This is a genomic window from Nocardia sp. CC201C, from assembly GCF_030010695.1.
Classification (GTDB): Bacteria; Actinomycetota; Actinomycetes; order Mycobacteriales; family Mycobacteriaceae; genus Nocardia; species Nocardia otitidiscaviarum.
The window spans coordinates 16,200-30,073 of sequence record NZ_JASCXP010000032.1; the positions used below are offsets into that span (position 1 = coordinate 16,200).

The window sequence follows — 13,874 nt, forward strand, 5'->3', positions numbered from 1 at the left end:
CTTTCCATCCCATGCGCGTCGATCGTTCACGCGGCCTCGACGACGAAGCTGGCGACCGTGGTCGCGCTGCCGCCGATATTGACGGTGGCGTAGCGGCGGGCTCCGGGGAGTTGGTACTCGCCCGCTTGGTCGGTGACCTGCCGGTAGGCGTCGAGGAGCATGCGGACGCCGGTCGCGCCGACGGGGTGGCCGATGCCGATGAGGCCGCCGCCGGGGTTGATCGGGGTGGTTCCGTCGCGGGCGATCGCACCGGATTCGATGGCCTTCCAGCTCTCGCCGGGCGGGGTGATGCCGAGGTGGTCGATGGCGAGGTATTCGGACATGGAGAAGCAGTCGTGTACCTCGATGCCGTCCACCTCGGTGATATCGGTGAGGTGGGCGCGGTCGAGGGCGTCGCGCACGGTCTGCCGCAGGTGCGGGAACACGTAGGGGTCGTCGACGGCGGCGCGGAGTTTGGCGTTCAGTGGGAGGCCGACGGTGCGATGCCCCCAACCGGTGATCGTCGCGTACGGCACACCGCCACGCCGGTCCAGGAACCGATCCGAGACCAGCACCACGCCCGCCGCCCCATCGGTCATCTGGCTGCAATCCTGGCGGCGCAGCATCCCGGCCACCGGTGGGTTGGCGGTGTCGTCGGCGGTGAAACTCTCGGTCGTGAACGACCAATCGCGGGTCTGAGCCAGCGGATTGGCGCGGGCATTGCCGATATTGAGTTCGCTGATCGCGCGCAGGTGGGCGGCGTCGAGCCCGTACCGGCGGTCGTATTCGTCGGCGATGGCGGCGAACATAGTCGGCCACACGAAGTCGGTGTCCGGTTCCTCGTGTCCGGCCCAGGCGGCGGCTCCCAGATGGCGGGCGGCCTGCGCGCCGGGCACCGTCTTCTCCAGTTCCGCGCCGAGCACGAGCGCACAGTCGTAGCGTCCGGATTCCAAGTCGGCCATGGCGGCCAGCACGGCCATACTGCCGGAGGCGCAGGCGGCCTCGTGTCGGCCGGCGGGTACGCCCCACAGTCCGGGCAGTACGGTCGCGGGCATGCCGCCGAGCTGTCCCTGCCCGGTGAACAGCTGGCCGAAGGCATTGCCTACGTGCACGACGCCGATATCGGACGCGTCGATCCGCGCGGCTTCCAGTGTGCGCGAGATATTCTCACCGATCAGCGCGTCGAACTCGCGGCCGGCCCGGTGCCAGTTGACGGCGAAATCGGTCTGGCTACCACCGAGGATGTGAACAGCATTGGTGGACATGTGAACTCCTAATCCTGGGCGGCGAGAGTGTCGCGCAGCTCCCGCCGCAGAATCTTGCCGACCGGGTTGCGCGGCAGCGCCTCGACGAGCTCGAGCCGTTCGGGCAGTTTGAACGAGGCCACCTCCAGTGCCCTCAGGTGTGCGACCAGATCGGCGAGCGTGACGGTGGCCCCGGCCGCGGGCACCACGAAGGCGCAGCACTTCTCACCGAGCACCGGATCCGGATATCCGACGATCGCCACCTCCGCCACCCCGGGATGATCGGTGAGCAGCCCTTCGATCTCCGCGGGCGCGATATTCATCCCGCCTCGAATGATGATCTCCTTCGCCCGGTCCACGAATCGCAGATACCGTCCGTCCTCGCCGCAGAGCTCGAAAATGTCACCACTGCACAGGAATCCGTCCGCGTCGAACGGTTCCGCGGCGGCGGTGCCCGGCAGGTATCCACCGAATACGGCCGGGCCGCGCAACCGCAGCTCACCCCGTCCGCCGGGTTCGGTCACCGTCTTGCCGGTGGTGAGATCGACCAGCTTGACCGCCGTGCTCTCGGCCAGCCGCGTGGACCACCGCACCCCGGGCGCCCCGTAGTGCGGCAGATGCTGCGCCCGCATGGTCGGATCCGGAATGTCGGCGGGCGCGCCGAGCAGGCATACGCCCTCGTTGGACCCGAAGTAGTTGAGCACCTCGATTCCGAATTCCTCCTGCCAGCGGCGCACCACACCCGGTGGCAGCGGCGCCCCGCCCGAGCCCACTCGCCGCAGCGAGCCGAGGTCGGTGCTCGCCCGCAGCGCGTCGTTCTGCACGAGCATGGTGAGCAGCGCGGGCGGCATGCTGGTGTGGGTGACGCGGTGCTGGGCGATCTGCCCGAAGAACACCGGCAGGTCCAGCGGTTGGTGCTGCACCAGATGCCCGCCCACCAGCAGCCACGGCAGGAACGAGCCCGCGAACCCTGCCATGTTCACCATGGGAAAGGGGTTGAGCACCACCGCGTCCGGGGTGAGTTGGAGCCCGTCCTGCACTCCGCGCGCCATGGCCAGCCAGTCCCCATGACAGCGCGGCACTCCTTTCGGCGCGGCCTCGGTTCCGCTGGTCCAACAGATGGTGACCCGGTCGTTGACCGTCACCGCCAGCCCGGACTCGTACTCACGCACCCGCTCTCGCGCCGCGGTGTCCGTCTCGTCCAGGACGACAGCGCCATTCGCCGCATCGGGTCCGAATGCGAAGACGGTCCGCACCACCTCGCCCGCCTCGAGTGCGAGCTTCCGGTCGGCCAGCCGCCCCACCGTGATGACGGCGGTCGCGCCGGTGGCGGCCATGATGCCGGAGAGTTCGTGCCGCCGATAGGAGGCGGGCATGGGGGTGGCCACCGCGCCGAGCCGCCACAGCGCGAAGTACACGGCCGTGAGCGCCACCGAGTTCGGCAGCAGGACGGCGACGGTATCACCCTGCCGAACCCCGTGCGCGAACAGCACACTCGCCAGATCGAGGGTGTAGTCGTCGAATTCGCGCCAGGAGAGGGTGCGCGGCGCGGCGCCGGTGAGGTCGGCGAGATTGGCCGGATCGCTGACGGCCGCCGCATCGGGTGTCGCGTCGACTCGTCGCCGCAGCGCCTGCGGCAGCGTCTCCGGTTCCCACCACCCTCGGTCGAGGTAGTGGCGGACGGTCTCGTCGGGGTGGCAGGTGGGGATGGGGCGGGGTGACTCGGACATCGTTGTTCCTGAGGGGGAGTGGTGACTAGTGGAGACGTCGCAGCACCATGGCTGCACCCAAGCCGAGGGCGGCGGGAATGGTGACGAGTGCGAATTCGCCGTCGATGCGGGCGAGTTCGTCGAGAGCCTGGGCGATGAGGATCCCTCCGGTCGCACCGAGCGGATGGCCGACCGCGACCGCGCCGCCGTTCGGATTCACCCGCCTCGGATCGAGCCCGAGTTCGCGGGTGAGCACCAGCGGGGTGACGGCGAATGATTCGTTGACCTCCACCACATCGAGGTCGGCAGCGTCGATACCGGCGCGGCGCAGTGCTTTCCGAGCGGCGGTTACCGGTGCGGTGAGCAGCGGGGAGCGGACGGCGGTCTGCGCGGTGCCGACGATCTGGGCGAGGGGTCGGCGGCCGAGGGTGTCGATGGCGGCGTGATTGCCGATGACGACCGCCGATGCGCCATCCGCCAATTGCGGTGCGGTCGCCAGGGTGTGCAGTCCCGCCGCCGGGCGGGGTGCGTCCGGCAGCCGGCGCGCGACCCGATCCCAGCCCGCATCCTCCCCGAACAGCGTCGGCAGCGCCCCGAATTCGGCTGTGCTGGCGCCGGGCCGCGCGCCCTCGTCGGCGTAGAGCAGGACGGTGCCGCCCTTGCGGGCCGGGATCACGGAGCGGGATACCGTGGCGGCGGCTCGACGATGGGACGTCACCGCGTAGGCATCCAGTTCTTCCCGTTGGATCCCGTATCCGGCGGCGGTCAGATCCGCCGAGACCCCGATGGTCACGAACCCGGTGCGTTCACCGAGGTCCGCGTCGGTGGCGATGGCGGGCCGGTCCGAGAGCATCGGCACCCGCGACATCGACTCGACCCCGCCCGCCACGATCACATCGGCGTATCCGGCCGCCACCCGCGCCGCCGCGCTCTCGATGGCGTCCAGCCCGGAACAGCACAGCCGCGACACGGCCCCGCCCGGCACGGAATCCGGCCACCCGGCCCACAGTTGGGCGGCGCGGGCGATATCTCCGGCCTGCTCACCCGTCGCGGTGTTGACCCCGACGACGACATCGTCGACCATTTCCGGTGGGCAGCAGCGATTCTCGAGCGCCGTCAGCAACTGGCCGAACATCTCGTACGGCGGCAGTTCGGCGAGGGTGCCCCCGGTTCGGCGCACCCGCCCGCGCGGCAGTCGCACCGCGTCGTAGATGTAGGCGTCAGCCACGACCCACCACCTGCGTCGCGACCGCCCCGGCCACAGCGTGGAGCGGCTGGTCCGCGGCTCCCGCGCCCGGCCCCGGGGTGGAGACCCGTGTGCGCTGGTTCGGCGATGGGCTCGAGCCTCGGGTGCTCTTGCCCGGCGGTAGGCTCGCCGCTCGGGTGTGCCTGTCCGGTGGTGGGTTTGGGATCGAGGCTCCGGCACTCCTGCGCGGCGGTGGGCTCGAGGCCCGCGTGCGCTTGTCCGGCGGTGGGTACGCGGCTCGGGTGCGTGTGTGCGGCGGTGAGTCCGAGGGTCGCGGGCTCTTGCCCGGTCGTGGCCCCGTGGGCGGCGTCCCGGTGTGGGCCGGTATCGAGCCGGTGTCACACATCCTTGACCTCCGTGAGTATTTCGAGGGTACGCAGACCCGCCGGGTCGTCGGCGGTGGTAACCGGGACGATGACCACTTCTTCGGCTCCCGCGTGCCGGTAGGCGGCAATGCGGTCGGACAGCGTGGCCGGGGCGCCGAACGCACCGACCGCGTCGGCGAGGCGGTCGGGTACTGCGGCCGCCAGGTCGCGGGGATGCGCACCGGAGTGGGCCAGCCGCACCGTGTCACCGAATCCGGCGGCGGTGAACATGGCGTCGTAGCCGGGTGCCCGCAGGTAGGCCACCAGGCCGCGTCGCACGGTCTCGTACATTTCCGGCGTGGGATGAGCCGCTGCCGTCACCCAGACCGACAGTGCTGGACAGGGCCGTCCGGCACGGGCCGCGTGGGTGCGGACGGACCGCGCGCAGCGCGAGACCTGCTCGGGCGTCACCAGATTGAGCACCACGCGGTCCGCCGTCCGTGCCGCGACGGCCAGGGCTCGATCCCCGAAGGCGGCGACGGTCAGTTCGCATCGGGGTGCGGGCAGGCGCAGTCGATAGCCGTGCGTGCGTTCGGTCTGCCCGTCGAAGTCCACCTTCGCGCCGTCCACGAACCCACGCACGATTCGCGCCGTGTCCTCCAGATGCTGTGCGGTACTGCGTCTTTCCCGCCCATGCCAGTTTCGGACCACCACGGTGCTGGAGGTTCCGAGCGCGACCCCGACCTGTCGCCCCGTCAGCGCGGCCACGCTGGCCGCGCCCATGGCGATGGTCGCCGGAGTGCGCACATCCACCGCCAGCGGCCCGAGGCACAGCGGAATCCGGCCGGGCGCCGTGCCGATGGCAGTGGCCAGCGCGAAGGCGTCGAAGGTGGCCATCTCGCCCACCCACAGCCGCCGGTAGCCGAGCTTGTCGGCGGTCTCGGCCACCCGCAGCGCGTCCATGGCGTCGCGATCCTGCCAATACGGCAGGCTCACACTGAGTCTGGTGCTCATGCGACCGGTCGCGCCGCCGCGCGCATGCGTTCCCCGCTCACCCAGGTGGCGTGGAAGCCCAGCGGTACCCGCACCGGCAGCCCGAGTCGGCAGACCGGGCCGGCCGCGAGGTCGGCGGCGTCGAAGACCCAGACCTCGCCGAGCCCGGTGTGCGCGTTGTGCGCGAACATGGTGAGCCAGGCATCGTCCTCCCCGTCGCTGTCGGCGCGCGGCACCACGGTCAGCTCACTGCCGAAGATCCCGTCGCCGAAGGGCTGGGTCTGCTTGGCCCCCGTCAGCACGTCGTACTTGATCACCGCGTCGAACAGCATGGTGCGGTCCACCGACAGCCGCATCTGGTACGACCAGCGTCCGCGCCGCCCGGTCACTCCCTGGTCGATGGCCGGGAATTCGGTGTTGACGTCGTCGAGCGGCTCTTCGACGGTCGCCCCGGTCCGCAGGTTGAACCGATACCGGTACAGCGTCGCCTCGGGCCGCAGGTACGCGAGCAGTTGCGCGAGCGGATGCGTCCGGTCCGACACCGGGCTGGGGCGTGCTACCCGGCAGGCCACCATGACGATCTCGTCGCCGTCCTCCCAGGCATTGACGGTGTGGTAGATGTATCCCGGCTTCGCCTCGAACCACCGCACTCGCGCGCCGTCTCCGTGTCGCGGCAATACCGCGAAGCGGGAAGGCAATTCGCGATCGAAGAAGAGCTTGAACCGGCCCGCCGCCGCGGCTCGCGGATCGTTGTACAGCGGCAGATCCATGAGAATCGACCAGTTCTCGGTGATCGCCATATCGTGTGGCAGTCGCGGCCCCGGCAGTTCGATTCCGGTGTAGTGGGTGACCAGCCCCGACGGATCGGCGACGCCGTATCGCAGGTAGGGCGCATTGATCCCGTAGTCGAAGAACACGAATTCCTCCGTGCGCTCATCGACCTTCGCGTGCGCCGACACCTCGCCCGGCAGCGTTCCCCCGAACTCGTCCGTGCCGCGTGTCTCCAACGTGATCGGGTCCACCGCATAGGGTTTGCCCGCCCGATACCACAGCGCCAACAGATTCCCGTGGTGGAACACCACATCCGTATTCGCCGAGTTCCGCTCCCGCCGATCCCCGGCCGGATTGCCCTCCCACGGCTCGATCACGCCGCGCCACAGGGCGGTTCCCGCCGCCCGCTCCGCCTCGAACTCCCGGGTCCGCACATACCGATTGCGATAGGTGGCCTTCCCCCCGTCGAAATGCACCGCGTGCAGCATCCCGTCCCCGTCGAACCAGTGGTAGCGCCCCAGCGGGGCGAACTGCGGGTTCGGCCCGTTGCGCACATACACGCCGTCGAGGTCGGCGGGCAGTTCCCCGGCCAGCACCGGCAATTCGGTCGCGGTGACCTCCTCGGCCGTCGGCGAGTACGGACCTTCGAGATAGGGATTCGCCAGGGCCTCGGCGGCCGGTGCGATGAGTTCTTCCCTGAGCGTCATGGGAGTGCCTCCGAATGCGGCCGGGCGATCCCGTCCGCGTATCACTACAGTTAATGAAGTGATACGCGTCTCAATCCGTCGTGTCAACCCCCGGCAAGGACTCGAAACGCACGGCAGTGCGGCCCAGTCGTGCGTCGCACCCGCGGCAGCGCAGCGCGGGCAGCAGCGTTTCCCCGCAGTCCAGATGCCGTATCCGGATCCCTGATTCGGGCCCCTCCGGATACGCCAGATCCGCCCAGGCCAGCAGGAACGCGAACACCCCGAAGAGCCCCCGCCCCCGGGGCGTCAGCCGGTACTCCCGCCCGCCCGCATCCTCGGGCCGCCACAGCATGCCCGCCTCGCACAATCGGTTCAGCCGCTCGGTCAACGTGGTCGGTGACATCCGCAGCACCTCCCGGAACTCCCCGAACCGCCGCACACCCGCCAGCGCCAACCCGGTCACCGCGGCACTCCAGCGGTCCCCGATGGCTTGCATGATCTCGTCGAACCGCACGTCCGCCCGCGCACCGGCGGCCCCCCGGGAAGACCGCCGCCGCCCGGAGGTCAACTGCCACAGCACATCCTCGACCAACTCGACCGCCGTGTCATGGGTGGTGACCCCGCGCCCGCACGCATGGCACATGAGCATCGGCGGCCCCCGATGCCCACACGCCTCGTGCACGAACTCCGGCAGCCGCGCCCCCTCCGCGGTCCACTCCCGCTGCCATGCCCACACGCACACCAGAATCTCCCAGGTCGCGAGCCCGAGCTCGGTCAGTCGATACTCGTGCCGATCCATCGTCCCCGCCCGCGGCACCCGCGCGAGCACCCCCGCCTCGACCAGCGCGCCGAGCCGCGCGGTCAGCACGGCGGGCGGCGCCCCCGTGTAGTCGAGCCACTGATTGAACCGGCACGCCCGCTGCGTGAAGGCATAGCGCAGGATCGTCAGCGTCAGCCGATCACCGAGTAGATCGAAGGTCGCAGCCACCGGATTGCTCACGGTGTAACGGTAACAGTTGCGATTCATTAACTGTACTAACATTCGAGCCTGTGTGGCGGCGTTCGGCAAGGCGGCGGGAGGGGCGTGGCCAGCGGTGCGACTTCGCTCGACGCAGTTCTCAATTTCCTTGTGCCCCATGGGAAATTGACGGAACTAAGCTGGTTTGGCACTGAGCTGATCTGGCAGGACGACGGAGGCGACCGATGGCACCTGAGAACACCTTCAACTCCGACTGGGACAGCCTCACCTCCGGAGCGGAGCATTCGGCGGGCTGGCTGAGGTTCGATCCGACGGCGGTCGAGGATGCGGTGGAACTCTGTTCGGATATGGTGCGGCAGTTCCGCTACTTCCGCAGGATGGCCGAGGACGACAAGCTCGACAACCTGCCGAAGATCGGCACGTTGACCTCCGGTGACCTGCTGGCGCAGAAGCTCAGCGATCAGGGGACGGAACTGCTCACCGCGTTCGACAATCACATCGCCCTGCTCACCGATATGGCCGATGCGTTCGTGGCCGCGGGCAAGGCGTACATCGCGACGGAGACCGACAACGAGTCGGCGTTCGCCAACCTGAATCTGGACGACGCGAAGATCACACCGGGTGTCGCGGACCTCAACCTGGAACCGTCGGCGCGGCAGCCGGAGTCGCACTCCTCCACCCATGTCCAGTCCCGCTACGATCCCGCCGAGCGCCCCGGCGAACTGAACGACTACGACGGTGCGAGGCGATCCGTGGATCTGTCCCACCGCCACAAGGACTCCATGCAGTGGCACGAGCTCTACGATCTGGGGCAGGCGATGGACATCGCGCCATTCGGCGCGGCGGCCGGTGTCTGGTACGACATGTCCGGCTGGCTCGATGAGCGACTGGGGAACTTCCGCAATGAGATTCAGCGGTTGGACAGCAAGTGGTCCGGCGTCGGCGCGGAACAAGCCAGGCAGGCGGTCCAAGCCTATGTGACCGATACCAGGCAGCTCACCGCCGCCATGAAGGTGGTCGGCCTCAATCTCGACTACACCGCGGACTGGATGGCGTGGACATCGCAGACCATGCCGGATCAGCGCGAGGTCGACGACAAGATGTGCGAGGACACCCTCGGCAAGTATCGAGGCTTCTACCAGCGCGACTATGTGGGTCCCGCCGATGAGACAGCCTCGGTGCTGGCCATCATCGAGTCGCCGACCGTGACTTCGCCGACCGTCCCGGAGCGGCCGAGCGACCCGACCGAGCGGAACCCGGAACGAGAGCGCTCCGCCGCCCGCGATCAGCCCGGATCTCCGACGAGCCCGTCCGGGACGACGAGCTCGTCCGGAACAACGGGTACGCCGGGTATACCAGGTGCGTCGGGCCCATCAGGTGCGTCGGGTACATCAGGTTCGTCGAGCCCGTCCGGGGCGGGCGCGCCGGCTACTCCGCCGCGCCCGACCCCCGCGCTGACGTCGAAGGACGAGCCCACGTCACCGGCCGCGCAGACCCTACCGGCGAAGCCCACCACACCGGCCGCGCCGACGAAGCCAACCACACCAACCACACCGACCGCGCCGGGCGAGCAGACCGGCCTCGACCACGCGAGCAGCCCCGGCGATCCCGCCCAGCTCGTCGGCATGCTGTCCGCATTGACCTTCGCCGCTTCCCCCGCGCTGACCCAGCTGACCTCGCAGTCGCCGACGATCGCGCGGCAGGTCGAGACCGCCCTCGCTCGAGCGGACAACGCTCGGATCGGCGAACTGCTCGGCGTGCCCGAGGAGCAGGTCACCCAGGCGTTCGCGGAGCTCGAGCAGTCCCCGGAGAAACTGTCTCAGCTGGGGCAGCTGCTCGGTCTGGCACCGGCCGCCGAACAGCAGCCGGTGACTCCGCCCACGGCGTCGCCGGACCACCCGGCCACAGCCGCGGCCGTGCCCACACCAGCGGCCGGACAGGTCGCGACCGCACCGTCCTTCACGAATCTGTTCGGTCGTGCCGGTCTCGACGGCGGTGGTCTGGAACCGGCGGTGGGCATGGTCGAGGAGGGCGGAGTCGTGGCGGCAGCCGATCGGGCGTTCGCCCCGGTCGAGCCGGTGGAATCATGTCGTGACGGGAGTGGAAGGTCGGCGGCGGCGGTGGAGCGCGAGGTATGAGATGGGAGTTCACCGACGTCGAGTTCAAGGCGTTGTGCGACCGCCACCTCGACGGATTCATGCCCCCGCCACTGGTATTCACCAGCCGCACGCTGGGCGCCGACGAATTCGATCGCGAACTCATGGAAGCGGGCGCGCGACTGGCGGAGCGGGTCGGCCCCGGCTTCGCCTCGGTATTCGAAACGGTCGTCCGGCCGGAGGTGCGGGTCTACTCCAGCACCTGGAGTGACGGCGATATCGGCAACCCGCGCAAACGTATTCGCGTACATGGTGCGCGTCGGGGTCGGCGGGCGGTGTTGATCACCCAGCTGCCCGGTGAAACCGTCCACCACAGTGGCGGTTACACGCTGACCGAATGTGGGCCCGAGGCGCTCGCCGCCCGGATGGTCGCCGAGCTTCCCCCTGCCGAGGCGGCGCGGGGACCCAGCGTGCCGATAGTCATCGACGGCGCGCGCGAGCGGGCGGACGTCGGAGCGCGGTCGTACATCCTCGACCCGTTCGACGACACGATGGAACCCAGCAGCGCGGCGTGGTGGGCCGAACCGGCCGAATGGAGCGGTGCCATCCAGGTGCTCCAGGCGCGGTCGCAATACGGTCCCCGGGGAATCGCCGAGAGCACCATGCTCTGGCGAGACATCCCGGACGATGGCCGCTATCTGATCGACTTCGCCGAATCCGAGCCGCGGGCGGTGGGCGCGAATGCCGGAACGCTGGCCGAGCACATCGAGCAGCACGTCGACCGTATCCTCCGCCACATGGTGGAGCACGGCGAAGAGCTGCAGTGACTCCGCGAAACCCGTTCCACACGGCGCTGATTCGCCGAGACGACACTCGTCGTTCAAGTTGTCGACGCTATCGGTTCGCTCGCGCCTGCGACCGTGCAACGGGTACCCGCCGAGCAGGTACCAGCACGGCCCGCGCGAGCACCAGGAGCGAATGCGATGACACAGCCACTCGAGGTGTACACGGAGCAGCTGCGTAATGCCGCGACCGCGACCGGCACGGTGCAGACCAAGCTCGACTCGGTGCTGACCACGCTGAAGGCGGCGATCAACGGTCGCGGTGAACCGTGGGGCGACGACGAGATCGGCACCAACTTCGCCGACGACGCGAACGGCCAGGACGGCTACCGGACGACGCGGGACGACTACCTGACCAGCCTCGCGAATATGGCGACCACCTTCGAATCCTTCTCAGCGGGGCAGACCAAGGCTGCCGACTACTTGGAGGCGCAGGACAAAGCCAACGGCGACCAGTACCGGTAGCCACGAAAGGCCTGCTCTCCCATGGTGAACGACAATGCCCGAGCCGAGATGCATTCGCTGCTCGAAGAGGTGCAGCAGCAGTTCGCGGATATCGCCCGGCTGCAAAGGGAGCGAGCGCGGCTCACCGCCAGCGCCAGTGCGCGGAAGGGGCGGGTGACCGTCACCGTGAATGCCGACGGTGCGATCGTGAAGACGAAGTTCAGCGCGGATATCGACGACCTGGACTACAGCGAGATCGCCGACGCGGTCACCGAGGCGGCGCAGCAGGCTTTCACCGAGGTGTCACGACGCGGTCAGGAGCTCATGGGCCCCCTGCGCGATCGCCGGGCGCGGTTGCCGAAGCTCTCGGACCTGATCGAGGGCCTGCCCGACGTCAGCGAGCAGATTCCCGTGGCGCCACCGGTTTCCATGGCCGATCCGGATGCCCGGCAGCGCCGCGTCGAGGTGGATCCGCTGTCCGCCGACGAATCCCGCGCTAACGATCGTCCGAGTACCCCCGGGGCCACCGAGACCAGCTGGTGATCTCGGAGTAATCGCAGATGGGTGATATTCCCGGCTACCTCAAGTGGCTGGAATGGGTTGCGGGGTCGGACTGGCCACACGGCGACGAGGACGCCATGTGGGCACTGGCCGACGATTGGCGTGCCGCCGCGACCGCCCTGGAACAGATCATCCCCGATATCGAGGACGCCAAGACCAAGACGTTCATCGCCTACCCATCGGGCGAGGGCGTCGATGAGATGCGGGCGTACTTCGACAGCCTGCTCTCCGGCGATACCTCCGTCGAGAAGCTCGTCGAGGCGTTCAACGGCTTGGCGCTCGGCATCGACGACGTCGGCACCGAGATCGACTACGCCAAGATCCTGATGATCAGCTCGCTGGCGCTGCTGGCGATCGAACTCGCCGCCGCCTGGGCATTCCCACCGGCCTACCCGGCCGTCTCCGCCGCCGCGATCACGGTGACACGCATGGGTATTCGGGCCATCGCGGCCAGGATCGTCGCCGCGGTCGCGCGACGGGTCGCGAACCTGCCCGGCCTGCTCCGGTTCCTGGCGCGGCACGTGGCCATCGATACGGCCATCGGCGTGGGCCAGGAAGTCGGGATCCAGGCCTGGCAGCTGTCCCAGGACAACCGTCGCGACATGAACTGGGACCAGGTCATCATCAGCACCGTGAGCTCGGCGGCCGGTGGTGCGGTAGCCGGGCCGCTGGGCGATCTGGTCGGCCGCGGACTCAATGACCGGCTCGGTGACGTTCTGACCGATCGGCTGAACTTCGGCGACAAGCTGTCCGACTTCACGACCGGTGCGCTGACCGGCGTCACCGCCGGACTGGCGGGTGGATACGCGGGGTACTTCGGCGGCATCGGCGGCCAGTTCATCGTCGACTGGAAGAACGAGGGCTGGGATTCCGCCGTCGACGGCCTGAAGAACACGCAGCTCGACTGGAACGCCATGCATACCGGAGCCTTGTCCGGGGCGATCAACGGCGGGCTCTCCGGCGGCAACAAGGCTCTGGCCACCCAGCACTTTCACAATCGGTTTCCCGACATCTACAACGGCACACCGGATTTCGGCAATATGCCGCGGGTCGGCGTCTCACCCGAGGGGACGCTGCCGGGCGGACTCGTCGGCGACGGCTCCGCGCCACCACCGGGTAGCGCGGGCGATGGTTCCGGCAATGGCGCGGGCAACACCGCCGGCGACGGGACGGGCAGCACCGCCGACGGCGGCGGGCACGGTGCGGACGATGGTTCCGCCAACGGCCGCGCCGGAGACGCCGATACGGGTGGCACTCGCGGCGCGGGTGCCAACGGTGACGGCTCCGATACGACAGGCCGGACGGGTGAACCGCGCGGTGCGGGTGACGCTGCGGCGGACGGGCGTGGTGCTGGTGACGCTGCGGCGGACGGGCGTGGTGCTGGTGACGCTGCGGCGGACGGGCGTGGTGCTGGTGACGCTGCGGCGGACGGGCGTGGCGCTGGTGACGCCGCCACGGACGGACGCGGTGCTGGTGACAGTGCGGTGGACGGGCGCGGCGATGGGGCGGGTGGTACGCGGGCGGCGGATGCCCCCAATACCTCGACCACCACGGGGACCGATGCGCACGGTGGGAACGACGGCGTCGGGCAGGGCAGCGGAAATCGCTCGGGCACCGGCGATTCGACGCACGGTGCGGGCGTGTCCGGTGATGCGAACGGTTCGCTGCAACCGGCGGCCGACGCCGGCTCCCGGTCCGAGGACAACGCCGGTGGCGGGGTCGGGAAGAGCGAGGGGACGAATAGCGATGCGGTGAACGACCGCGCGGATGCGTCCACGACGGCCGACTCCATGGCCGCCGAAGGTGCTGGGTCGTCCGACAGCACCGGGTCCGCGGATGGTGCTGGGTCCGCGGATGGTGCTGGGTCCGCGGATGGAGCCGGTGCGCCCGTACAGGCCGCACCGCGCGCGCCAGGCTCAGGTGCCGACCTCGGGAGCGCTGCCGAAACGGGCACCGGCACAGCGGCTTCCGGTGTCAAGCCGGTGATCCCCACCGATGGCTCCGTAGCCGGTTCCACCC

General features: G+C 69.3%; 10 protein-coding genes and 1 pseudogene. 5 read left to right on the forward strand and 6 right to left on the reverse strand.

Annotated features, from left to right (window positions below; translation table 11 throughout):
- Nucleotides 1-26: 26 nt before the first annotated feature.
- The 6 genes from QK444_RS05970 to QK444_RS05995 all read right to left on the reverse strand — a co-directional run bounded on the left by QK444_RS05970 (nucleotide 27) and on the right by QK444_RS05995 (nucleotide 7,933).
- Nucleotides 27-1,244, reverse strand: coding sequence for an acetyl-CoA acetyltransferase (locus QK444_RS05970; RefSeq protein WP_282777873.1), 1,218 nt, complete (start codon nucleotides 1,242-1,244; stop codon nucleotides 27-29).
- Nucleotides 1,245-1,252: 8 nt separating this feature from the next.
- Nucleotides 1,253-2,953 carry a class I adenylate-forming enzyme family protein gene (locus QK444_RS05975; RefSeq protein ID WP_282777875.1) on the reverse strand — a complete coding sequence of 567 codons (1,701 nt, stop codon included), beginning with the start codon at nucleotides 2,951-2,953 and terminating at the stop codon, nucleotides 1,253-1,255.
- A gap of 25 nt (nucleotides 2,954-2,978) precedes the next feature.
- The gene (locus tag QK444_RS05980; protein ID WP_282777877.1) at nucleotides 2,979-4,160 is read right to left on the reverse strand and encodes an acetyl-CoA C-acyltransferase; all 1,182 of its coding nucleotides are present in this window, start codon (nucleotides 4,158-4,160) and stop codon (nucleotides 2,979-2,981) included.
- A gap of 356 nt (nucleotides 4,161-4,516) precedes the next feature.
- On the reverse strand, nucleotides 4,517-5,497 hold the full coding sequence (locus tag QK444_RS05985; protein WP_282777879.1) for an LLM class F420-dependent oxidoreductase: 981 nt from the start codon (nucleotides 5,495-5,497) through the stop codon (nucleotides 4,517-4,519).
- Nucleotides 5,494-6,954, reverse strand: a complete 1,461-nt coding sequence (locus tag QK444_RS05990) for a carotenoid oxygenase family protein (RefSeq protein WP_282777881.1) — start codon at nucleotides 6,952-6,954, stop codon at nucleotides 5,494-5,496. The genes QK444_RS05985 and QK444_RS05990 overlap by 4 nt, the downstream gene beginning before the upstream one ends.
- 70 nt (nucleotides 6,955-7,024) lie before the next feature.
- Nucleotides 7,025-7,933, reverse strand: a complete 909-nt coding sequence (locus QK444_RS05995; protein WP_282777883.1) for a helix-turn-helix domain-containing protein — start codon at nucleotides 7,931-7,933, stop codon at nucleotides 7,025-7,027.
- A gap of 203 nt (nucleotides 7,934-8,136) precedes the next feature.
- On the opposite strand from QK444_RS05995, the gene QK444_RS06000 reads away from it, so the two are divergent.
- The 5 genes and pseudogenes from QK444_RS06000 to QK444_RS06020 form a co-directional block, all read left to right on the forward strand.
- Nucleotides 8,137-10,050: a hypothetical protein gene (locus QK444_RS06000; protein WP_282777885.1), complete on the forward strand. Its 1,914-nt coding sequence runs from the start codon at nucleotides 8,137-8,139 to the stop codon at nucleotides 10,048-10,050.
- On the forward strand, nucleotides 10,047-10,835 hold the full coding sequence (locus tag QK444_RS06005) for an ESX secretion-associated protein EspG (protein WP_282777887.1): 789 nt from the start codon (nucleotides 10,047-10,049) through the stop codon (nucleotides 10,833-10,835). The genes QK444_RS06000 and QK444_RS06005 overlap by 4 nt, the downstream gene beginning before the upstream one ends.
- 156 nt (nucleotides 10,836-10,991) lie before the next feature.
- A complete protein-coding gene (locus tag QK444_RS06010) occupies nucleotides 10,992-11,315 on the forward strand; it encodes a hypothetical protein (RefSeq protein ID WP_282777889.1) in 324 nt (107 codons plus the stop codon).
- Between the two features lie 21 nt (nucleotides 11,316-11,336).
- A complete protein-coding gene (locus tag QK444_RS06015) occupies nucleotides 11,337-11,837 on the forward strand; it encodes a YbaB/EbfC family nucleoid-associated protein (protein WP_282777891.1) in 501 nt (166 codons plus the stop codon).
- 17 nt (nucleotides 11,838-11,854) lie between these two features.
- Nucleotides 11,855-13,874, forward strand: a pseudogene (locus tag QK444_RS06020) (hypothetical protein); the annotation flags it as partial.